This is a genomic window from Nocardioides sp. NPDC051685, from assembly GCF_044453405.1.
Taxonomy (GTDB): Bacteria; Actinomycetota; Actinomycetes; order Propionibacteriales; family Nocardioidaceae; genus Nocardioides.
In genome coordinates this window covers 62,497-82,741 of the sequence record NZ_JBITCR010000008.1, presented here as the reverse complement: position 1 = coordinate 82,741, position 20,245 = coordinate 62,497, and the positions used below count along the sequence as shown (strand labels likewise).

24 protein-coding genes and 3 tRNA genes are annotated in these 20,245 nt (G+C 69.9%); 11 read left to right on the top strand and 16 right to left on the bottom strand.

The window, feature by feature from the left end:
• Window positions 1-10: 10 nt before the first annotated feature.
• Window positions 11-1,207: a glycosyltransferase family 4 protein gene (locus ACIA03_RS21675; RefSeq protein ID WP_396986325.1), complete on the top strand. Its 1,197-nt coding sequence runs from the start codon at window positions 11-13 to the stop codon at window positions 1,205-1,207.
• A 92-nt stretch (window positions 1,208-1,299) separates the two neighbouring features.
• On the opposite strand, the gene nusG is transcribed toward ACIA03_RS21675, so the two are convergent.
• The 3 genes from nusG to ACIA03_RS21660 all read right to left on the bottom strand — a co-directional run bounded on the left by nusG (window position 1,300) and on the right by ACIA03_RS21660 (window position 2,523).
• Window positions 1,300-2,097 (bottom strand): transcription termination/antitermination protein NusG, encoded by a 798-nt coding sequence (gene nusG, locus ACIA03_RS21670; protein WP_396986323.1) that lies wholly within the window; start codon window positions 2,095-2,097, stop codon window positions 1,300-1,302.
• Between the two features lie 62 nt (window positions 2,098-2,159).
• Entirely contained in the window at window positions 2,160-2,405 is a 246-nt protein-coding gene (gene secE / locus ACIA03_RS21665) for a preprotein translocase subunit SecE (RefSeq protein ID WP_396986321.1), read from the bottom strand.
• 45 nt (window positions 2,406-2,450) lie between these two features.
• Window positions 2,451-2,523 (bottom strand) — tRNA-Trp (locus ACIA03_RS21660).
• Window positions 2,524-2,651: 128 nt separating this feature from the next.
• Between ACIA03_RS21660 and ACIA03_RS21655 the strand changes: the two genes are divergently transcribed.
• From ACIA03_RS21655 to rlmC, 5 genes are read left to right on the top strand one after another with little or no spacing between them, the layout of a single operon-like run.
• On the top strand, window positions 2,652-3,935 hold the full coding sequence (locus ACIA03_RS21655; protein ID WP_396986319.1) for an aminotransferase class I/II-fold pyridoxal phosphate-dependent enzyme: 1,284 nt from the start codon (window positions 2,652-2,654) through the stop codon (window positions 3,933-3,935).
• Window positions 3,932-4,978, top strand: coding sequence for an adenosine deaminase (locus ACIA03_RS21650; RefSeq protein ID WP_396986317.1), 1,047 nt, complete (start codon window positions 3,932-3,934; stop codon window positions 4,976-4,978). The genes ACIA03_RS21655 and ACIA03_RS21650 overlap by 4 nt, the downstream gene beginning before the upstream one ends.
• Before the next feature lie 15 nt (window positions 4,979-4,993).
• On the top strand, window positions 4,994-5,653 hold the full coding sequence (locus ACIA03_RS21645) for a DUF4190 domain-containing protein (RefSeq protein ID WP_396986315.1): 660 nt from the start codon (window positions 4,994-4,996) through the stop codon (window positions 5,651-5,653).
• 3 nt (window positions 5,654-5,656) lie between these two features.
• Window positions 5,657-6,058, top strand: coding sequence for a DUF4190 domain-containing protein (locus ACIA03_RS21640; protein WP_396986313.1), 402 nt, complete (start codon window positions 5,657-5,659; stop codon window positions 6,056-6,058).
• Window positions 6,059-6,061: 3 nt separating this feature from the next.
• Window positions 6,062-7,189, top strand: coding sequence for a 23S rRNA (uracil(747)-C(5))-methyltransferase RlmC (gene rlmC, locus ACIA03_RS21635; protein ID WP_396986311.1), 1,128 nt, complete (start codon window positions 6,062-6,064; stop codon window positions 7,187-7,189).
• 122 nt (window positions 7,190-7,311) lie between these two features.
• On the opposite strand, the gene ACIA03_RS21630 is transcribed toward rlmC, so the two are convergent.
• Entirely contained in the window at window positions 7,312-7,686 is a 375-nt protein-coding gene (locus tag ACIA03_RS21630) for a DUF6223 family protein (protein ID WP_396986309.1), read from the bottom strand.
• A gap of 225 nt (window positions 7,687-7,911) precedes the next feature.
• Between ACIA03_RS21630 and ACIA03_RS21625 the strand changes: the two genes are divergently transcribed.
• On the top strand, window positions 7,912-8,967 hold the full coding sequence (locus tag ACIA03_RS21625; RefSeq protein WP_396986307.1) for a sensor histidine kinase: 1,056 nt from the start codon (window positions 7,912-7,914) through the stop codon (window positions 8,965-8,967).
• On the top strand, window positions 8,964-9,635 hold the full coding sequence (locus ACIA03_RS21620) for a response regulator (protein WP_396986305.1): 672 nt from the start codon (window positions 8,964-8,966) through the stop codon (window positions 9,633-9,635). The genes ACIA03_RS21625 and ACIA03_RS21620 overlap by 4 nt, the downstream gene beginning before the upstream one ends.
• On the opposite strand, the gene ACIA03_RS21615 is transcribed toward ACIA03_RS21620, so the two are convergent.
• From ACIA03_RS21615 to ACIA03_RS21565, 11 genes are all read right to left on the bottom strand, one after another.
• The gene (locus ACIA03_RS21615; RefSeq protein ID WP_396986303.1) at window positions 9,613-10,629 is read right to left on the bottom strand and encodes a UDP-N-acetylmuramate dehydrogenase; all 1,017 of its coding nucleotides are present in this window, start codon (window positions 10,627-10,629) and stop codon (window positions 9,613-9,615) included. The two genes, ACIA03_RS21620 and ACIA03_RS21615, sit on opposite strands and share 23 nt — an antisense overlap.
• Complete coding sequence (locus ACIA03_RS21610; RefSeq protein ID WP_396986301.1) at window positions 10,622-11,020, bottom strand: MaoC/PaaZ C-terminal domain-containing protein; 399 nt, start codon at window positions 11,018-11,020, stop codon at window positions 10,622-10,624. Before ACIA03_RS21610 ends, ACIA03_RS21615 begins: the two co-directional genes overlap by 8 nt.
• The gene (locus ACIA03_RS21605; protein WP_141791534.1) at window positions 11,020-11,427 is read right to left on the bottom strand and encodes a MaoC family dehydratase N-terminal domain-containing protein; all 408 of its coding nucleotides are present in this window, start codon (window positions 11,425-11,427) and stop codon (window positions 11,020-11,022) included. Before ACIA03_RS21605 ends, ACIA03_RS21610 begins: the two co-directional genes overlap by 1 nt.
• Window positions 11,428-11,548: 121 nt before the next feature.
• Window positions 11,549-11,719, bottom strand: coding sequence for a 50S ribosomal protein L33 (gene rpmG, locus ACIA03_RS21600; RefSeq protein WP_355019358.1), 171 nt, complete (start codon window positions 11,717-11,719; stop codon window positions 11,549-11,551).
• Between the two features lie 46 nt (window positions 11,720-11,765).
• A tRNA-Met gene (locus tag ACIA03_RS21595) sits at window positions 11,766-11,839 on the bottom strand.
• A 50-nt stretch (window positions 11,840-11,889) separates the two neighbouring features.
• A tRNA-Thr gene (locus ACIA03_RS21590) sits at window positions 11,890-11,962 on the bottom strand.
• Between the two features lie 74 nt (window positions 11,963-12,036).
• On the bottom strand, window positions 12,037-13,467 hold the full coding sequence (locus ACIA03_RS21585) for an amidase (protein WP_396986298.1): 1,431 nt from the start codon (window positions 13,465-13,467) through the stop codon (window positions 12,037-12,039).
• Between the two features lie 27 nt (window positions 13,468-13,494).
• A complete protein-coding gene (locus ACIA03_RS21580) occupies window positions 13,495-14,172 on the bottom strand; it encodes an LrgB family protein (RefSeq protein ID WP_396986296.1) in 678 nt (225 codons plus the stop codon).
• A gap of 76 nt (window positions 14,173-14,248) precedes the next feature.
• Window positions 14,249-14,638: a CidA/LrgA family protein gene (locus ACIA03_RS21575; protein ID WP_396986294.1), complete on the bottom strand. Its 390-nt coding sequence runs from the start codon at window positions 14,636-14,638 to the stop codon at window positions 14,249-14,251.
• Window positions 14,635-15,573: an ROK family protein gene (locus tag ACIA03_RS21570; RefSeq protein WP_396986292.1), complete on the bottom strand. Its 939-nt coding sequence runs from the start codon at window positions 15,571-15,573 to the stop codon at window positions 14,635-14,637. The genes ACIA03_RS21575 and ACIA03_RS21570 overlap by 4 nt, the downstream gene beginning before the upstream one ends.
• Before the next feature lie 45 nt (window positions 15,574-15,618).
• The gene (locus ACIA03_RS21565) at window positions 15,619-16,650 is read right to left on the bottom strand and encodes a pirin family protein (protein WP_396986290.1); all 1,032 of its coding nucleotides are present in this window, start codon (window positions 16,648-16,650) and stop codon (window positions 15,619-15,621) included.
• A gap of 81 nt (window positions 16,651-16,731) precedes the next feature.
• Between ACIA03_RS21565 and ACIA03_RS21560 the strand changes: the two genes are divergently transcribed.
• Window positions 16,732-17,907 carry a glycosyltransferase gene (locus ACIA03_RS21560; RefSeq protein WP_396986288.1) on the top strand — a complete coding sequence of 392 codons (1,176 nt, stop codon included), beginning with the start codon at window positions 16,732-16,734 and terminating at the stop codon, window positions 17,905-17,907.
• A 26-nt stretch (window positions 17,908-17,933) separates the two neighbouring features.
• A complete protein-coding gene (locus ACIA03_RS21555; RefSeq protein ID WP_396986286.1) occupies window positions 17,934-18,185 on the top strand; it encodes a hypothetical protein in 252 nt (83 codons plus the stop codon).
• Here ACIA03_RS21555 and ACIA03_RS21550 read toward each other — a convergent pair.
• The gene (locus ACIA03_RS21550; RefSeq protein ID WP_396986284.1) at window positions 18,182-19,069 is read right to left on the bottom strand and encodes a DMT family transporter; all 888 of its coding nucleotides are present in this window, start codon (window positions 19,067-19,069) and stop codon (window positions 18,182-18,184) included. The two genes, ACIA03_RS21555 and ACIA03_RS21550, sit on opposite strands and share 4 nt — an antisense overlap.
• Window positions 19,070-19,402: 333 nt before the next feature.
• Between ACIA03_RS21550 and ACIA03_RS21545 the strand changes: the two genes are divergently transcribed.
• Entirely contained in the window at window positions 19,403-19,951 is a 549-nt protein-coding gene (locus tag ACIA03_RS21545) for a type III effector (protein ID WP_396986282.1), read from the top strand.
• The last annotated feature ends 294 nt before the right edge of the window (window positions 19,952-20,245 follow it).

The following is a 20,245-nucleotide window of genomic DNA, read 5'->3' as shown; positions in this document are numbered from 1 at the left end:
CAGTGGGCAGATGGCTTCGTATCTCGACGATCGTCCGACGACAGTCGGAAACATCTACTTCGTCTGGAACCCGCACCAGCCACTGCCGGCGGGCACCGGAGGCACCGAGAACTACACGATCGGCCACGTCAGGGAGCTCAATCGCCGCGGTCTCAACGCCCACGTCGTCACCATCGGAGTCGGGATGACGGACGGACGCGACGAGTTCGCGGACGTCCCCTTCCTCTCGATGGCGTGTGTCGCGGACGTCGGCGAGCTCGACGGGGTTGTGATCTTCGTGGCCGAGTTCCCCGTCGTGAGGACCAAGCGACCTGCCTACCAGATGCTGCACGTGCCACCACCGGGAGACGCTGCCGGCCGGGTCCGCATCGCGGCGACGATGCAGGACCGGTCGCTGATCGCGACCAGCCGATTCTCGGCGCGGTTGTGGGCCGAGTTCCTCGATGTCGACATGGACACCATCAGCATCGTCTACCCGTACGCCGAGGCGTGCTTCAGCACCGAGATACGCCCGCCTTCCGAGGAGACGGGGACTCGCATCCTCTACGCGGGCCGGCTCAGCCCCGAGAAGGGGATCTACACGTTGCTGGCGATGCTCGACCTGGACCCAGCCGGCCAGGAACGGACCTTCACCTGCACGGCCACGACCGCGGGCTCCGACAAGCCACAGGGCCGCAACATCGAGCGGGTCCTCGAAGCGCATCCCAGCGTTCGGCTCGTGCCCCGCAGAACCACGCCGAGCGCGATGGCCACATTGATGGCCCGGCACGACATCATCGTCATGCCCTCCAACAGCCAGTACTGGCACGAGACCTTCGGCATCGTCTCGATCGAGGCCCAGCACTCCGGCTGTCGCGTGGTCGCCTCCGACGACGGAGGACTCCCTGAGACGGACTGCGGATCGATCACGCTGGTCGCCCCCGACGACCCCGCCGCGTTGGCTCGAGGCATCCGCGAGGCCGCGGCCCTCGGCTCGGTCGACGAGCTCATCAGGATCGACGCCGCCGCCAGGTTCACCGTCGACAACTCGGTCGACGACCTCATCGACGTGTTGCTGATGCCCTCTCCGATCACGCCCGCAGCCGTCGTACGCGACTTGGAGACTCTCGTTCGGTTGCCGGCTGCTGCGGAGCCGCTGGAGCGGCCGGCTTTGCAGACACCCGCCTGGAGCTCAGCGGCCGACGCATCAGGCCCCCTGTTCGGATGACGAACAGAGGGCCTGATTGCTACGGGAAAGTGGGTCTCGACCCGCTCGACCTCTTCGCGTTGTGACCTGCGACTTCGTCGCAGGTCACAGGCTCAGACCTTCTCGATCTGGTTGAACGAGAGCTCGACCGGGGTCTCGCGGCCGAAGATCTCGACGAGCGCCTTGACGCGCTGGGACTCGGCGTTGAGCTCGGTGATGGTCGCGTGGAGGGTGGCGAAGGGGCCGTCGACGACGGTGACCGAGTCGCCCTCGGCGAAGTCGACGACCTCGATGGGCTTCTTGGCGGTGCCGGTGGCACCCGCGGTGGCGGTCGCGGCCTCGCCGGCGGCGGCAGCCTCGGCCTCGGCCTGGGCGACGACGGCGGGGGCGAGCATGTTCTCGACCTCGGTCATCGACAGCGGCACCGGCTGGTGGCTGTGGCCGACGAAACCGGTGACCGACGGGGTGTGGCGTACGGCGGCCCAGGACTCGTCGGTGAGGTCCATCCGGACCAGGACGTAACCCGGGAGAACGGTGCGCTTGACCATCTTGCGCTGGCCGTTCTTGATCTCCGGGACCTCCTCGGTGGGGACCACGATCTCGTGGATGTAGTCCTCCATGTTGAGGGAGACGATGCGGTTCTCCAGGTTGGACTTCACCCGGTTCTCCATGCCGGAGTAGGTGTGGATCACGAACCAGTCGCCCGGCTTCGCCCACAGCTCACGGCGGAACGCCTCCAGCGGGTCGTCGTCAGCGGCCTCGGGGGCCTCGCCCTCGACGATCTCGTCGAACGACGTCTCGTCCTCGCCGGCGTCACCGGACTCGTCGAACTCGGCCTCTGCAGGTGCGTCGGAGGCGGCCTCAGCCGTCTCGAGGACCTCGGTCTCCTCGGTGTAGTCCTGCTCAGACACGTCCTGCTCCAAACCGTTGAATGTGTATTTCGGGTGTGCTCCGCGGGCCGGGGCCCACGCGATCACGCGTCGCGGCCGCCGAACACCCAGAACATCAACTTGCCGAACCCGAGGTCAAGGCCCGCAGTGATCGCCATCATCACGAGGACGAAGACCAGAACCACGATGAAGTACGTCGTGAGCTGATTCTGCGTCGGCCAGACGACCTTGCGGAGCTCGGCCACGACCTGGCGGTAGAACGTCGGGAGACTGGTGCGCTTCTCCGTCTTCTTGTTGCTCGGAGTCGGGACCGCCTTGCTGTCCGTCACGCCGCCACCTTCTCTCGAAAACGATCCATCGCTGGTCCGGCTTTGCAGGGCACGAGGGACTTGAACCCCCAACCTTCGGTTTTGGAGACCGATGCTCTGCCAGTTGAGCTAGTGCCCTACGGAGGTCTGCATCAGACGCGCGGTTGAGGGCGCGGCTAACCATGTGGGAAGACCACCGACGGTGAGTCTACGCACTCGGGTTAACGCGTTCCAAACTGGGCCCTCATGACCCATAGGATTGCGGGCATGACCTCAGATCCCCGTCCCCTCGCCGAGCTCTCGCGCGAGGAACTCGAAGCGTTCGCAACGGAGCAGCGCACGGCGTACGACAACTTGGTGGCCAAGGGCCTGAAGCTGGACCTGACCCGCGGTAAGCCCTCCGCGGACCAGCTCGACCTCTCCGACGGCCTGCTCCATCTCCCCAAGTCGACGACGGCCCCGGACGGCACCGACACCCGCAACTACGGCGGTCTGGCGGGCGGCATCGAGATCCGCGAGATCTACGCCGAGCTGCTCGGCCTGAGCACCGACCAGCTCATCGCCGGCGGCAACTCGAGCCTCACGATGATGCGCGACACGCTGATGTACCTGTGGCTTCACGGTGGCGTCGACAGCGAGCGCCCGTGGGGCCGCGAGGAGACGGTGAAGTTCGTCTGCCCGGTGCCGGGTTACGACCGCCACTTCACGCTGCTGGAGTGGTTCGGGATCGAGATGCTGCCGGTCCCGATGAACGCCGACGGCCCCGACGTCGAGGCCGTCGCCGCGCTGGTCAAGGACGACCCCGCGGTCAAGGGCATGTGGCTCGTGCCGACCTACTCCAACCCGACCGGCGACACCACCTCGCAGGAGATCGCCGAGCGACTCACCTCGATGCCGACCGCGGCTCCCGACTTCAAGATCTTCTGGGACAACGCCTACGCCCTGCACCACCTGACCCCGGCCGAGACCAAGACCGCCGACATCGTCTCGCTGGCCAACGCGGCCGGCAACCCGCACCGTCCGCTGGTCTTCGCCTCGACCTCGAAGGTCACCTACGCGGGCGCGGGCGTCGGCTTCTTCGGCGGATCGAAGGAGAACGTCGCCTGGTGGCTCGACCACCTGAGCAACGGCGCGATCGGCCCGGACAAGGTCAACCACCTGCGGCACGCGGAGTTCTTCGGCTCCGCCGCCGGCGTACGCGAGCACATGGCCAAGCACCGCGCGCTGCTCGCGCCTCGGTTCGCGGCCGTCGAGGACGCGCTCACCGACGAGCTCGGCTCGCTCGGTGTGGCGACCTGGACCAAGCCCGCCGGTGGCTACTTCGTCAGCCTCGACGTGCTCCCCGGCACCGCGACCCGGGTGATCGAGCTGGCCAAGGGCGCCGGCGTCGCGCTGACCCCGGCCGGGTCCGCGTTCCCCGGGAAGCACGACCCGGAGGACACCAACATCCGGCTGGCGCCGTCCTTCCCGCCGTTGGAGCAGGTCAGCGCGGCCATGGAGGTCGTCACGGCCTGCGTGAAGCTGGCTGCTGCGGAGAAGCTGCTCGCGTGAGAGAGCGTCGCGACCTCCGTACCCTCCCGAAGGCGCACCTGCACCTGCACTTCACGGGTGCGATGCGCCACGAGACCCTGCTCGAGCTGGCCACCCGCGACGGGATCCGGCTGCCCGAGCAGCTGGTCGCGGACTGGCCGCCGACGCTGAGCGCGGCCGACGAGAAGGGCTGGTTCCGGTTCCAGCGGCTCTATGACGTGGCGCGCTCGGTGCTGCGCACCGAGGCGGACATCCGGCGGCTCGTCATGGAGGTGGCCGAGGACGACGTACGCGACGGCGGCCGGTGGCTCGAGATCCAGGTCGACCCGTCGGGCTATGCGGCGAAGTTCGGCGGGATCACCGCCTTCACCGACCTGGTGCTCTCGGCGGTCGGTGACGCCGAGCGGGCGACCGGGCTGGGGATCGCGGTGATCATCGCCTCCAACCGCACCCGGCACCCGATGGACGCGCGCACGCTGGCGCGCCTGGCCGGGCAGTACGTCGACCAGGGTGTGGTCGGCTTCGGGCTCTCGAACGACGAGCGGCGCGGGCGGACCGAGGAGTTCGACCACGCCTTCCGGATCGCCGAGCGGGCGGGCCTGCGGTTGATGCCGCACGGCGGTGAGCTGCGCGGGCCCGAGCACATCCGCACCGTGCTGCGGTCGCTGCACGCGACCCGGCTGGGTCACGGCGTACGTGCTGCCGAGGACCCGGCGTTGCTCGACGAGATCGTGCGGGCGGGCGTCGCGCTGGAGGTCTGCCCGACCTCGAACGTGTCGCTCGGCGTCTACTCCGACCTCACCTCGGTGCCGCTGCCGCAGCTGCTCGACGCGGGCGCGACCGTGGCGCTGGGGGCCGACGACCCGCTGCTGTTCGGGTCGCGGCTGGCGGCGCAGTACGCCACCATGCGGGCCGCCCACGAGCTCACCGACGAGACCCTCGCCGACCTGGCTCGGATGTCGATCACCGCCTCGACCGCGCCCGAGTCGACCAAGAAGGGCCTGCTCGCCGAGATCGACGACTGGCTCGACACGCCCTCGGGCCCCACGGATGTCCCGAGTTAAGACAGAATGTCGGCCATGACGAACCCGTCCGACGAGCAGCCCGATCCCAACAAGCCGAGCGACGCGCCCACTCCGCCTCCGCCGACGCCTTCCGAGCCGGACCAGGGCGACGTGACCCAGGTGGCGACTCCGCCTGGGTCGACGCCGCCCGCGCCGACTCAGCCGATGTACGGCCAGACCTACGGTGAGCAGCCGTCGAACCCCTACGGGGGTGCGACGTTCGACCAGAAGCCGCCGGTCCCGCCGGCTCCGGCCGCGGGCTACGGACAGACGCCTCCCCCGCCGTCCTACGGCGGTCAGCCGGGTTATGGCCAAGCGCCCTACGGCGCCCAGCCGGCGTACTCAGGTCCCGTCGGCGCCCCGGACTCGGGCGCGACCACGGCGATGGTCCTGGGCATCATCGGGCTCGCGGGCGGGTTCTTCTGCGGGCTCCCGATCGTGCTCTCCCCCTTCGCCCTGTTCATGGGTCTGTCCGCGAAGAAGCGGATCGATGCTTCCGCCGGCGCCCTGACCAACCGCGGCAACGCGCAGGCCGGCTTCATCCTCGGGCTCATCGGCACCATCCTGCTGGTCCTGAGCATCCTCGCCATCGTCGTCGTCATCATCATCGGCGTCAGCGGCGGGTTCGACTCGGGATACGACAGTGGCTACGAGACGTACGACAGCGGGTTCTGAGCGATGACGAGCACGCCCCCACCGGGCTACCAGCCGGCGCCGTACGGCTTTCCGCAGCCTCCCCCACACCCCGAGGCCAACTCGGCGATGGTCTTCGGGATCGTCGGGCTGTGCCTCTCGGTCATGTGCGGCGGCATCGGCGTGTTCGTCGCCCCGTTCGGGTGGATCAAGGGCAGGCGGGTGATGGCTGAGATCGACGCCAACCCGGCGGCCTACAGCGGGCGTGGCAACGCCCAGGCCGGCTTCATCACCGGTCTCATCGGGACGATCTTCGGCGCGCTCTACATGCTCTTCTGGGTCGCCTACATCATCTTCATCATCGTGATGATCGTCGTCGCCTCCAACGAGACCGACAGCACGACGACGTTCGACAGCATCAACGCGATGCTGAGCAACCGAATCTGACGGATGGACTGCGGCTACTTCACCTCCGGCGTCTGCCGCTCCTGCCGCTGGCTGGAGACGGCGTACGCCGACCAGCTCACGCAGAAGCAGCAGCGGGTCGCCGCTGTGCTCGATTCCTTTGGCGTCGGCGACGTACGTTGGGAGGAACCGGTCTCCAGCCCGGAGGCGGGTTTCCGCAACAAGGCGAAGATGGTCGTCGCCGGCTCCGTGGAGGCGCCGACGCTGGGGATCCTGTCCCACGACGGCCTCGGCGTGGACCTGCTCGCGTGCGGGCTGCACACGCCGGGGCTGCAGGCGGCGCTGCCGGTCCTGTCCCGGTTCGTCACGACCGCGCGGCTGACCCCCTACTCGGTGCCCGAGCGGCGCGGCGAGCTCAAGCACGTGATCCTCACCGAGGCTCCGACCGGGGAGCTGATGGTGCGCTGGGTGCTGCGGTCCACCGAGGCGCTGGCCCGGCTGCGCAAGCACCTCCCGGCGCTGCTGGACTCGCTGCCGATCGCGGTGGCGTCGGTGAACATCCAGCCGGAGCACAAGGCCGTCATCGAGGGGCCCGAGGAGATCTTCCTGACTCCTCGTGAGGCGCTCACGATGGAGGTCAACGGGATCGGTCTCCGGCTGCGCCCGCACTCGTTCTTCCAGACCAACACCTCCGTGGCGGCGGCGCTCTACCGCCACGCCCGTGACCTGGTCTCCTCGGTGTCACCGAGCACGGTGTGGGATCTCTACTGCGGCGTCGGCGGCTTCGGCCTGCACGTCGCCGCCCCGGGGAGGGAGGTCGTCGGGGTCGAGTCCAGCGCGCAGGCCATCGAGGCCGCCGCCTCGACCGCCGCCGAGCTGGGCCTGCCGGGCACCAGCTGGGTGGCCGGGGACGCGACCGCGTACGCCCTCTCCTCCGCCTCCGCGCCCGACCTGGTCATCGTCAACCCGCCCCGGCGCGGCATCGGGTCCGCGCTCGCCGGGTGGTTGGAGCAATCGGGGGTCGAGCACGTCGTCTACTCCTCGTGCAACGTCGACACCCTCGCCCGCGACCTGCGCGACATGCCCTCGTTGCGGCCGGTGTCGGCACGACTGCTCGACATGTTCCCGAACACCGATCACCACGAGGTGCTCGTCTCGCTCACCCGCCGCTGACCCGCCGAGTCGGCGCGTCTGTCCCAGAAATCTCTGCTGAGTCGGCGCGTCTGTCCCATGCCGATGAGGCAGACGCGCCGACTCGGCGCCCTGGTGCGGGGCATTAGCGCCGGCTGGACGTCTTATCGCGGGACAGACGCGCCGACTCGACGGGATCGGGACAGGGCGAGGGCGCCCAGGACCAGGGCAGCGAGGCCTAGGACGATCGCTATCCCGCCGCCGACGACGCCGTTGCCGGTGCCCGGTCCGCCGTCGGCCACGAGCAGGTTGACGACACCGACGACCAGGGCGATCGAACCGCAGCCGAGCGCCACGACGGCGCCGTTGCGGCCACGGTTGCCGACGCCGCGGGCTGCGCGGGTCAGGGCTGCGGCACCGGCCACCGCGCCGCCCAGGCCGACGAACGCGGCGAGCGTCGCCCACAGCCGGGCGGTGGTCAGTGTGTAGGCGCCGACGTCAGGGTCGGCGGCGCTGATGAGCAGGTCGTTGAGAGACATGGAGGACTCCTTCGTTCGGGTTCGACCGGATGACTCGATCGTCCCGTCGGCGCCCGCCGGAGTCGTCCTGCCTGCGTGGACTCTTCGGCGCCGCCGCTACTGCGTACGTGGTAGCCGGAAGTGCCGCGCCAGACGGACTCGCGCGCGACGCCGCGGGCATATCCTGCTGGCATGGCCAGGCGGCGGATCACAGTCGGGGACGCAGGTCTAGCCGCAGGAGTGGCCATGGCCCAGCTCGCTGCTGCGCTGAGCGGCGGCCAACCCGCCTCCGGAGGCGATCTCCTCGGCTACGCCGCGGTGGTCGCGAGCGGGCTGGTCCTGGTCCTCCGGCGCCGGGCACCTGTCCTCGTGCTGGTCCTCTGCGGTGCGTGCGGTCTGGCCTTTCAGGCGCTCGGGTTCCACGTCGCGGTGATCGCCTTCCTGGTCGCGGTCTACGCCGCGGTCCGCGAGGGGCACCGGCTGGTCACACTGGTCGCCGCGGTGGCGATGCAGAGCGGGCTCGTCCTGGTGGCCTACGCGTCGCTGGGGGACTTCGGCGCCGCCTCCGAGCAGGCGCGCAGCGCCCTGGAGATCGCCTGGCTGATCGCGGCCGGAGCCGCCGGCGAGGCGCTCCGGCAGGCGGAGCAGCGCGCCGACGAGGCCGAGCGCACCCGCGAGGCCGCCGCCCAACGACGGGCCGACGACGAGCGCCTCCACATCGCCCGCGAGCTGCACGACTCCCTCACCCACCAGATCTCGGTGATCAAGGTGCAGTCCGAGGCCGCCGTCCACGTGGCCCAGCGGCGCGGCGAGGAGGTCCCCGAGTCGCTGCTGGCGATCCGGGAGGCCGGGCGCGAGGCGGCCCGCGAGCTGCGGGCCACGCTCACGGCGCTGCGCGACGACGACCCCAACCCGCCGCGGGGGCTCGAGGACGTACGCGATCTGGTGGGGTCGGCCGGATCCACCGGGCTGGACGTCACGCTGACCGTCGACGGGCAGCCCGGTGCGGTGCCGGTCGCGGTGGGCCGGACGGCCTACCGGATCGTCCAGGAGGCGCTGACCAACGTGACCCGTCATGCCGCGGCCACCGCCGCGTCGGTCCACATCGACCATCGGCCCGACTCGCTCGGCATCCGGGTGGAGGACAACGGCACCGGCACCCCGGCCACGACCACGCCCGGCATCGGCCTGCTCGGGATGAGCGAGCGGGTCTCCGCGCTCGGAGGTCAGCTGCGGGCACAGCCCCGTGAGGAGGGCGGTTTCATGGTCGAGGCACGGCTGCCAGTGGAGCGTACGTCGTGATCCGGGTGCTCCTGGTCGACGACCAGCCGCTCATCCGCAGCGGCTTCCGGGCCCTCCTCGACATCGAGGACGACATCGAGGTGGTCGCCGAGGCGGCCGATGGCGTCGAGGCGGTCGCGCTCGCCCGCGCGCATCTGCCGGACGTGGCGCTGGTCGACATCCAGATGCCGGTGGCCGACGGTCTCGAGGCGACCCGGCGGATCGCCGCCGACCCGACGCTCGCTGACGTGCACGTCGTGATCCTGACCAACTACGGCATGGACGAGTACGTCCTCGAGGCCCTGCGCGCCGGTGCCGCCGGCTTCCTCGTCAAGGACATCCAGCCGGAGGACTTCGTCCACGCTGTCCGGGTCGCCGCGCGAGGTGACGCGCTGCTGGCGCCGTCGGTCACCCGCGCGTTGATCGACCACTACGTCAGCCAACCCTCGCCCGCCGATGCTCCCCGGGGCCTCGCCGAGCTGACCAACCGGGAGCGCGAGGCGGTCGCCCTGGTCGCCCGGGGCCTGACCAACGACGAGGTCGCCGAGGCCATGGTGATCAGCGTGCTGACCGCCAAGACCCACATCAACCGGGCGATGACCAAGCTGCACGCGCGCGACCGCGCGCAGCTCGTCGTCGTGGCGTACGAGTCGGGGCTGATCTCGCCTAGAGCTCCACGCCGAGCATGACGGGCTCGTTGACGAGCACGATCCCGTACGCCGCCTCGACCCCGTCCCGCACCTCTCGCGCCAGGGCGAGCAGGTCCTCGGTCGTGCCTTCGCCACGGTTGGTGAGGGCGAGGGTGTGCTTCGTGGAGAGCGACACCTTCCGGTTGCCGTGACCCTTCTTGAACCCGGCGTGGTCGATGAGCCACGCGGCCGAGGTCTTCACGGTGCCGTCGGGCTGGGGGTAGGCCGGCGCACCGTCGGGCACGTCCTCGGGCGCGACCACGGGGTTGGTGAAGAACGAGCCCGCCGACCAGGTGTCGTGGTCGGCCTCGTCGATGACCATGCCCTTGCTGCGCCGCAGAGCGAGGACGGCCTCGCGGATCTGCTTGGACGGCACCCGGGTGCCCTGCTCGACGCCGAGGGCGCCGGCGAGCTGGGCGTACGCGATCGGGGACCCGGTCTCGCCGTCGGTGCCGAGCCGGAAGGTGACCTCGAGGACCACGTAGCGCCCGGGCACCTCCTTGAACCGCGACCAGCGGTAGCCGAAACCACACTCTCCGGCGGAGAAGCTCCACACCTCGCGGAGCTCGCGGTCGAACACCATGACCGAGGTGATGGTCTGGGAGACGTCCTGGCCGTACGCCCCGACGTTCTGGATCGGCGTCGCGCCCACGCTTCCGGGGATGCCGGAGAGCGCCTCGACGCCGCTCCAGCCCTTGTCGACCGCGGTCGTCACGAAGTCGTCCCAGGTCTCGCCCGCCGCCACCGTGACCAGTACGCCACCCTCCACCGTCTCCGCCGCGACCCCCGTGGTCGCCAGCTTGATGACGGTGCCCGGGAACCCGGCGTCGGCGACGACCAGGTTGCTGCCGCCGCCGAGGACGAGCACCTCCTTGCCGGCGGCGTCGGCCGCGGTGACGGCCTCGATGATCTCCGCCTCGGAGGTCGCGGTGACGAACTCCGCCGCCGGGCCGCCGAGATGGAAGGTGGTGTGGTCCGACAGCTTCTCAGGCACGCACGGTCACCTTCGGCATGCCCAGCACCTTCTGGTCGCCGGAGACGACGGTCAGGGCGATCGTCGCGAGCCCGTCCTCGACCGACTTGACGGTGCCGGAGACGGTGACGGTCGTCCCCTCGTCGTCGTCCGGCACGACCACCGGGTTGGTGAACTTCGCGCCGAAGTCGACGACCTCGGCCCCGTCGGTCCACTCCGAGACGGCCCGGGCGACCAGCGCCATGGTGAACATCCCGTGGGCGATCACGCCGGGGAGGCCGACGGCGGTGGCGATCCGGTCGGACCAGTGGATCGGGTTGAAGTCGCCGCTGGCGCCGGCGTAGCGCACCAGCGACGCGCGGGTGATGGGGTAGGTCTTCGGGGCCAGCTCGGCGCCTGCTTCGAGCGTCATCAGGCGACCTCCGCCGCTCGGTGGACCAGGGTGGCCGAGGTGGTGCACACGACCGCCCCGGAGTCGTCGGTGATCTCCGAGACCGTGCCGATGATGTCGTTGCCGCCGATCTGGCGCAGCGAGGCGACGCTCAGGGTCGCGGTCAGCACGTCCCCCGGCGCGATCGGGCGGGCGTAGGAGAACTTCTGCTCACCGTGCACGATCCGCGACAGCTCGACCTGGACGTCGTCCAGGAACGCGTTCATCGCATCGAAGGCGAGCACGATCGGGAACGTCGCCGGAACCGGGTCCCCGCTCTCCCAGCCCACACCGGTGGCGGCAGCGAACTCCCGCACCTTCTCGTCGGTGACCCGATAGGGCCTGGTCGGAGGAAACGCGCGCCCTACGAGCGACCCATCAACTGCCATGCGGGCAACTGTAGTGGTCCCCCGAGAGGTCCCGGAAAAGTACGAACGCCCCGCCTCCCGGAACTCGGGGCGGGGCGTTCGGAGCGCCGATCAGCGTCGCGCTCTACCTAGAAGACAGGCTTCAGCGGGTCTCGCGGTGCGGCGTGTGCTTGCGGCAACGCGGGCAGTACTTGTTGAGCTCGATCCGGTCGGGGTCGTTCCGACGGTTCTTCTTCGAGATGTAGTTCCGCTCCTTGCACTCGGTGCAAGCGAGGGTGATCTTCGGGCGAACGTCGCTGCTCTTGCTGGCCACGGGAGAATCCTTACGGTGCTGATCGAGGTGTTGCGGTCTTTGGCGGTAGCGGGGGCGGGGATCGAACCCGCGACCTCACGATTATGAGTCGTGCGCTCTAACCGCCTGAGCTACCCCGCCTCAACAGGAATCAGGCCCGCCGTATTCCTACCGCGGGTCCCGAACTCCAGAGCCCCTTTACGGAATCGAACCGTAGACCTTCTCCTTACCATGGAGACGCTCTGCCGACTGAGCTAAAGGGGCGTTGCGAGAGAGAACGTTACGGCAGGGGCGCCATGCTCAACAAATCGACACGACCCCTCCGTGAAGCCGTCGCATCATCCCAGGTCAGCAGGGTCCTCGGCGTCGCCGCCAGGCTCCCAGATGCGCGCGAAACCCATCGCTTCCTCGAGCTCGTAGGACAGCTCGAGGAGCATTCGCTCCCGCCCCGGAGCCGCCCCGAACATCATCCCCTGCGGAAGCCCGGCCAGGGTCTGCTGCACCGGCAGCGACACCGCGGGCCCACCGGTGACGTTCTGCCACGGCGTGAACGCGACCCAGTCCATCAGCCGCTTCATCACCACCTCGTAGTCCTGGCTCGGCGCCAGCCGGCCGACCTCCGGGGTCTCGTGTGCGACGGTGGGCGACAGGACGACGTCGTACGCAGCGTGGAACCCCTCCGCGATCGCCTGGGCCTTGCGCAGCCGGACGATGGCTGCGGGGACGTACTTGGCGTTCTTGAGCGTGTGCTGGGCCAGGCCGACGGTGAGGTTGTCGAGTCGCTGACGGTCCCACGTCTTGCCGCGGAGCGGGCCGGCGTTGACCAGGGCGACGGCGAGCGTGCCCCAGTAGAGGACGAAGTCGTCGGCGAAGGTCTCGGGCACCGGCGGCGGCACGGTCTCGACGGTGTGCCCGAGCTCCTCCAGCACAGCAGCGGTCTTCAGCGTCAGCTCCGCGACCTCCGGACTGGCCTCGCGCCCGAGCGCGCCGGTGAAGACGGCGAAGCGGAGCCGCTTCGACCCGGGTCCGGTGACGTCCCCGATCGGCGCCAGCGAGGTGTGGTGCGCCTTCTCCGCCTCCCGGAGGAAGGCGGCGGTGTCGCGCACCGAGCGGGTGAGCACGCCGTCGGTGACGATCTTGAGCGGCAGCAGCCCGTAGAGCGGGTCCTGCGGCATCCGGTCACGGGTCGGTTTGAGCCCGACCAGACCGCAGGCGCCGGCCGGGATCCGGATCGATCCGCCACCGTCGTTGCCGTGGGCGACCGGCACGGCCCCGGCGGCCACCAGCGCACCCGATCCGGCCGACGACGCACCCGCCACCCGGCCGGTGTCCCACGGGTTGCGCACCGCGCCGAGCCGCGCGTGCTCGGCGGTGCCGGAGAATCCGAACTCCGAGAGCTGGGTCTTCCCCAGCGACAGCAGCCCGAGCTTGAAGAGCAGCTTGGTCATCTCGCCGTTGCGCGAGGCCGGCGGCATGACGTACGAATCCGTGCCGTTCCTCGTGGGCACCCCAGCGACGTCGGTGTTGTCCTTGATCAGGGTGGGCACACCGGCGAAGAAGCCGGCCCGGGGAGCACGCGCCTGGATCCGGGCACGGTCGAAGGTCCGGTAGGCCATCGCGCCGAGCGCCGGGTCGACCGCCTCGATCCGGGCGATGGACGCCTCGACCGCCTCGACGGTGCTGAAGTCACCGCGCCGCAGAGCCTCGGCGACCCCGACCGCGTCGAGAGTGCCGAGTACGTCGTCGGTGAAGGCGTGCACACGGGCCATGGAACCAACGTTAGGCCGCAGAGAGCCTCAGAGGAGGAAGTACGCCACCAGCGGAACCAGGAGACATGTCACAACCGCGGTGAGCCCCATCGCCAGCCCTGAGAAGGCGCCCTCGACGCGGCTCTCCTCCAGCATCCGGGCGGTGCCGATGCCGTGCGAGACCGCGCCGACGGCGATGCCGCGGGCCCGCGGGTCACGGATCCGGAGCAGGGTCAGGACCCGTGGCGCGACCATCGCCGCGAAGGTGCCGATCACGATCGCGAAGCACGCCGACAGCTCCGGATAGCCACCCAGCCGCTCGGCCAGCGCGATCGTCACCGGCGCGGTGACGGCCTTGGTCGCCATCGTCCGCTCGAGTACGTCGCCGCCACCGAGCCAGCGCACCAGCAGGATGCCGCTGACCATCGACACGACCGCGCCGGCGGTCAGCGCGACCAGGACGGGCACCACCATCCCCTTCAGTCGCGCGACCTGGTGGTAGAGCGGGATCGCCAGCGCAACCGTCGCCGGGCCGAGCAGAAAGCTGATCAGCGTGGTGGCGTCGGCGTAGTCGTCGTAGGTCGTGCCGCTGACCGTCAGCAGGGCGCCGACGATCACGATCGCCACCGCCACCGGCTGGGCCAGCGGCGAACGGGTCCGCGCCCGAAGCCACCGCCCGAGCTCGTACGCCGCCACCGTCACGAACAGCCACAGGATGACGCTCAAACCGCCACCTCCGTAGCGCAAGCGCCACAATACGGACGTGGCGGTTTGAGGCTCATTGTCGCTCGCTGACGCTCGCTCATTCGATCTCCTCCCCCGGAGCACCTTCCGTGCCGGCCACCGACGGCACCCGGCGCAGGAACAGGTTGAGCACCCAGCCGACGGTGGCCAGCCCCAGGAACCAGGAGCCGAGCAGCGCGACGACGATCGGCACCGCGGCGTCACGGATGACCGCGAGGTAGGCGATCACGCCGACGCCGGCCGGGATGAAGAAGAGCTGCAGGTGGGAGAGGAAGTAGTCGCCGACCTGGATGACCGGGTCGTCCTCGCCGTCACGGCGCCGCAGCACCAGGACGACGAAGAGCAGCAGCATCCCCACCACCGGGCCGGGCAGCGGGATCCCGGTCAGCTCGACGATCGCGGTTCCGGCCAGCTGGCATCCGAGCAGCCAGAGCAGGCCGACGATCACTGCGGGTCGGAGAGGGACTCGATCGCCATCGCGGCGCAGCCCACCAGGCCCGAGGAGTCGCCGTGCAGCTGGGCCATGAAGGTGAGCTCGCGGGTGGCGATCGGGTTGGAGCGGGCGTAGACGCTCTCGCGCACCCCTGCGGTGTAGAGGTCGAAGGCTCCGGCCATGTCGCCGCCGATGACGACGACCTCCGGGTTGAGCAGGTTGACGGCGGTGGCCACCACCTCGCCGAGCTGTCGTCCGCCCTCGCGCAGGAGCCCGCGCGCCACGGCGTCGCCGGCGAGCGCGGCGGCCACCAGGTCGCGTACGTGGCCTGCGGGGACGCCGGAGTCGGTCAGCCGCTGGGCGAGCGCCCAGCCGGAGGCGACCGTCTCCAGGCAGCCGGTCGAGCCGCAGCGGCAGGGCCGGTCACCGGCGGCGTCGATGCGGGTGTGGCCGATCTCGCCGGCCGCCCCGAGGGCGCCGGTGACCAGCTTGCCGTCGACGATGATGCCCATGCCGAGGCCGGTCGAGGCCTTGACGACCAGGGCGTTGCGTACGGGATGGTCGGAGTTGAAGAGCTCCGAGCGCGCCAGCGCGTGGGCGTCGTGGGCGAGGATCAGCGGGGCGTCGGTCAGCGCGGTGAAGTAGGGGGCCAGCTGGACGCCGTCCCAGCCACCCATCGCCGGGGTGTCGATGCTCATCCCGAGCTCGGGGTTGACCACCCCGGGCAGGCTCATCCCGATCGCCAGCACCGGCAGGTCGACCGAGGCCACCATCTTGGTCATCCGCTCGACGATCTCGGGCATCAGTGCCTCGGCGGAGATGCCGACCTCGTGGTCGCGGGTGTCGCCCGCCAGCTCCCGCCCGGCGAGGTCGAAGACCGCCGCCTGGCTGCGGCTGCGGCCCACCGCCACGGCCAGCACGACCCCTGGGTCTGAGGATTCGTCACTCACGACTGCAGTCTAAGCACGACCCTCGACGCCGCCTAAGACCGCTGGCTACGACCGCGAGCGGAGGCGGGCGTTGGGCAGCGGAGGCGCCGGGATCGGCCTCTGGTGGTTGCCCTCGACCACTCCGAAACGCCCCTCGGCCAGGTCCTGGGAGTCCTCGACCACCTCACCGCCACCGCGGGTGACCTGGTCCTGCCACTCCTGGCGGTAGCCGACGACCTCGTCATGGGTGCGTCCGACGAAGTTCCACCACATGATGATCGACTCACCGAACGGCGGACCACCGAGGAGGAGCAGCCGGGTCCAGGCCTCGCCGGCCTGCAGGACCAGCGTGGTGGCGCCCGGAGGCGCGTAGGCGAGCGAGTCCTTCTCCACCTCGGCCGAGGCGGGACCCGACGGGCCCACACCGGTCATCGACACCTGCCCGGTGTCCACCAGTACGCCGTGCTCGAACCGGTCGTCGACCGGGATCTCGAGCCGGGTGCCGGGCTCGAGCAGGATCTCGGCGCCGAGGATTTCGGAGTGGGTCCGCACCGGCGACGTCACGCCCAGCAGCGACCCCAGGAAGACCCGGATCGTCGCCCCGTCGCGCTCGATCGGCGTCGGCCGGTGGTTCTCGAATGCGGGCTCCACGTCGCGGAACTCGTCGGGGAGCGCGACCCACAGCTGCGCCCCGTGCAGGACGGTGGTCTCGGGCGTCGAGTTCTCCGAGTGGGAGATCCCGCGTCCGGAGGTCATCAGGTTGACCTCGCCCGGGCGCACCATCGCCACGGTGCCGACCGAGTCCCGGTGCTCGATCTCCCCGGTGAACAGCCAGGAGACCGTCGCCAGCCCGGTGTGCGGGTGGGGCGGCACCTCCATCCCGCCGGAGACCACGACGTCGTCGGGACCGTAGTGGTCCAGGAAGCACCACGCGCCGATCAGCGAGCGCGCGCGGGCCGGCAGGGTGCGGCGTACGTTCATCGCTCGTGGACCACCCAGCGGCACGTCTCTCGGAGTGATGATCTGGATCTCGACGCCCTCGTCGCCGGTCCCGCCGACACACTCGACGGGGGTGGGGTGCGCGTCCAGGTTGGTCATATCTTCAACGATATCTCGTACGTTGCCTCGCCATGCCGCCGTCATATCGAGGTCGCCGGCGGGCTACCTCGATGCCACACGATGTGGCCCGTGCTCATCGCTCAGCTCGCGAACTTCGTCGGCCCCACCTCCGGCGGGATGAAGACGGCTCTGGAGGCCCTCGCCCGTGGCTATCTCGAGGCGGGCCACGACCGACTTCTCGTCGTCCCCGGCCCGTACGACGCGGTCACCTCGACCGACCTCGGCGAGGTGGTGCAGCTGAGAGCGCCGCGGGTCGGTGGCGGCTACCGGCTGATCATCGAGCCGTGGCGGGTGACCGACGCGCTGACCCGCTACCGCCCGACGAGCCTCGAGGTCAGCGACAAGTTCACGATGCTGCCGGTCTCCCGCTGGGCCCGGCGCCAGGGCATCGGGACGGTGCTCTTCTCCCATGAGCGGCTCGACGAGTACATGCCCACCTACACCGGCATGGACACGACCTCGAAGGTCTCCACCGCGCTGCTCAACCGGATGCTGGTGCGCTCCTTCGACCAGGTGCTGGTGACCTCCGACTACGCCCGGCACGAGTTCGAGCCGCTGGCGGCGACCGTCGGCTGCCCGATCGCCCAGGTGCCGCTGGGCGTGGACCTGGACTTCTTCCACCCCTCGCTCGGACACCGTGACGACACCCTGCGCCTCGTCCACGTCGGCCGTCTCTCCCGCGAGAAGTCGCCCGATCTCGCCGTGGCCACGGCCGTCGAGCTGCATCGTCGCGGGTTCGACGTACGCATGGACGTCTACGGCGACGGCCCGCACCGCGCCGAGATCGAGGCGCTCGCCGCCGGGGCACCGGTCACGTTCCACGGTCATGTCTCCGACCGTCACCGCATCGCCCGGGCCCTCGCCGAGGCCGACGTCGCCCTCTCCGTCTGCCCCCGCGAGACCTTCGGACTGGCGGTCCTGGAAGCCCTCGCCAGCGGTACGCCGGTGGTGACCGCCGACCGCGGCGGCGCCCGTGAGCTCATCGACCCCCGGTGCGGAGCCTGGGCGGCGGCCCATCCGGCCGCGCTGGCCGACGCGGTCATCGACGTCGCCGAGCGACCGGTGGTGGCGACCCGCCACGCCGCTCGCGAGCGGGCCGAGCAGTTCCCGTGGTCGCGCACGATCGAGGAGATGCTGGCACTCCACGAGAGCCTCGCCCAGGAGACCGCACCGACCTATCTCCTCGCTCGTTCGCGCCAGCGACAGACGGCTCGACGGGCTCGGCGTTACGCATGAGCCGTTGACTCGTTAGGAGGTTCACCATGAGCGATTCAACGAAAGCCACCGCTGAAGCCGACCAGGGAACACTGCAGCAGCCCACGCACTTCGCCGACTCGTTCGGCCCGGCGTGCAGCGCATACGGAGAAGATCCGCAGACCACCTACGACTACCGCAACGTCACCTGCAGCGCCTGCCGGCATGCCGCGCCCTACATCAGCGCCCTGCCCGAGCATCTCAAGCCGCGGTCGACGAGGCGGCGTTCCTGGCCTCGGTCGATGCAGGAGCGGGCCTAAGACACCCGAACCTCGGTCCGTTCGGGCTGCGCCGGCGTCCACCTCACCGCCGAGCGCGACCTGGCGAGCCCGCCGATCCCCGTGACCAGCAGCGCCCCGGCGCTCACCGCGACCCACGGCGTGGGGGCGGAGGCGCCGAAGGCGACCACGGCGGCGACGTACGAGACCGTGGGGTTGGTGATCGTCATCGCCGCCATCGCCCAGGGCAGCGGCCCGGCGGCGAGCGCCGCCTGGGTGAGCACGATCCCGAGTCCACAGGTGCACAGCAGGCCGTAGAACGCCGGCAGCGTGAGCAGCCCGACGATGCCGTCGTCGGCCGCCCGGTCGGCGGTGATCTTCAGCAGCACCGAGGTCGTCGCAAACGAACACCCGGCCGCCACCGCCGTGGTCGCCGCCGCGACCGGCGGCGGGAACCGGTGGGCCACCAGCAGAAGTACGCAGATCACGACCGCCACGCACCCGGCGAAGAGCGCGACCCGGCCGACGTCGGCATAGGTGCCGCCGCGATGGTCGTCGGTGACCAGCAGGATCACGCCGCCGCAGATCGCGGCCCCACTGCCCCAGTCGGCGAGCGTCGGCCAGTGGCGGGCGGCGATCGATGCGAAGACGAGCGCGAAGAGCAGCTGCGTGGGCATCACCGACTGCACCACCGAGACCGACCCCAGGTGGAGCGCGACCGCCTGCACGCCGAAGCCGATCGCGTTGATCGACGCGCCGGTCACCCACAGCGGGTTGCGCACCAGCGCCAGCATCAGCCGCTCGATCCCGGAGATCCCGCCGCTGCGGCCGGGCGCGAGCGCACTGGCACGCTGCTGGACGGCCGCGGAGAGCGAGAACAGGACGCATGCGCCGATGGCCAGGCCCACGGCCGCAGCATGATGCATGCCTCGACGCTAGGCCGCGCGAGGAAACGCCCGCCCGCCGCTCACGCGAGCATCGGATGAACCCTGGGGGTCAGTTTCGTCACCACGGCGCTCGAGATCTCACCTTCTTCGACTGCGAAAAATGACCGCCTAACCCAACGGGGCTGGGTATTACCCGGCGGTATGGAACGTTTACCTTGACTTGGTAATCCCTGGGCCGTGTCGCACGAACCATGAGTCGTTGAGTGTCTTTAGCGTCATGAAGCGGTCGCGGACGTGCTGATGCTCATGTTGTCGGCGCGAATCGTGGCCGCTGATGTTGTTTCAATTCGAATTGACGACGAAAGGTATGAAATGAGCAAGAAGACAGGGCTGCTCCGCCGCGCCGCGGCCGTCGCCGCCTTCTCGGGTGTCGCCTTCGCGCTGTCCACCGGAGCTGCCACGGCCGCTCCCGTCGACGCCGACACCACGACCGCCGTCAGCACCTCGACGTCGGACCTCTCCCCCTCGAGCCAGAAGGCCTGGGAGGACTTCATCCTCGGCGGCTCGTACATCACCGGCGGTGCTTCCCAGATGGTCAGCGGCGCCTGGGTCGGCGCTCCCGGCCTGATCCTCGCCGGCGCCACCGGCTCCCCGATCACCCCGGAGCAGGCTGCGGCCTGGGAGAACTGGGACGAGGGCGGGCAGAAGATCGGCGAGGGTGCCGCGATGATGGTCGCGGGTGCCTACGTCGGCGCGCCGGGCATCATCCTCGACCAGATCGCGGGCGGGGCGACCCCGAGCGACCTGTCGCCGACCGAGCTCGAGCAGGTCTCGTTCCTCATCCCGGAGGACAGCCCGGCGCTCGACGGTGTCGCCACCGACCAGATCCCGAACCCGATGGCTCCCTTCGGGTCCCTCTGAGCGTCGACATGACGACCGCCGACCGACCGTAGCTCCCACCACGATCCGATCGGCACCGTCCACAGATGGCCCCGGCCGTGCCCTCGCGCACGACCGGGCCATCTGCGCATTTACGCACGTTCAATCAAGAACGTTGCAGTTTATCGAAAATTACGTCATTACATTTCATTCGGCACTAGTTGACATGAAAACGGCCGTGTCGACTTGCTGTGATGATCGTTGATCCTCTTAGCATCACTTCTCGGGCGCGAACGTATCGATACTCGTGTTATCGATCCGGGGGTCGCTCCCGTG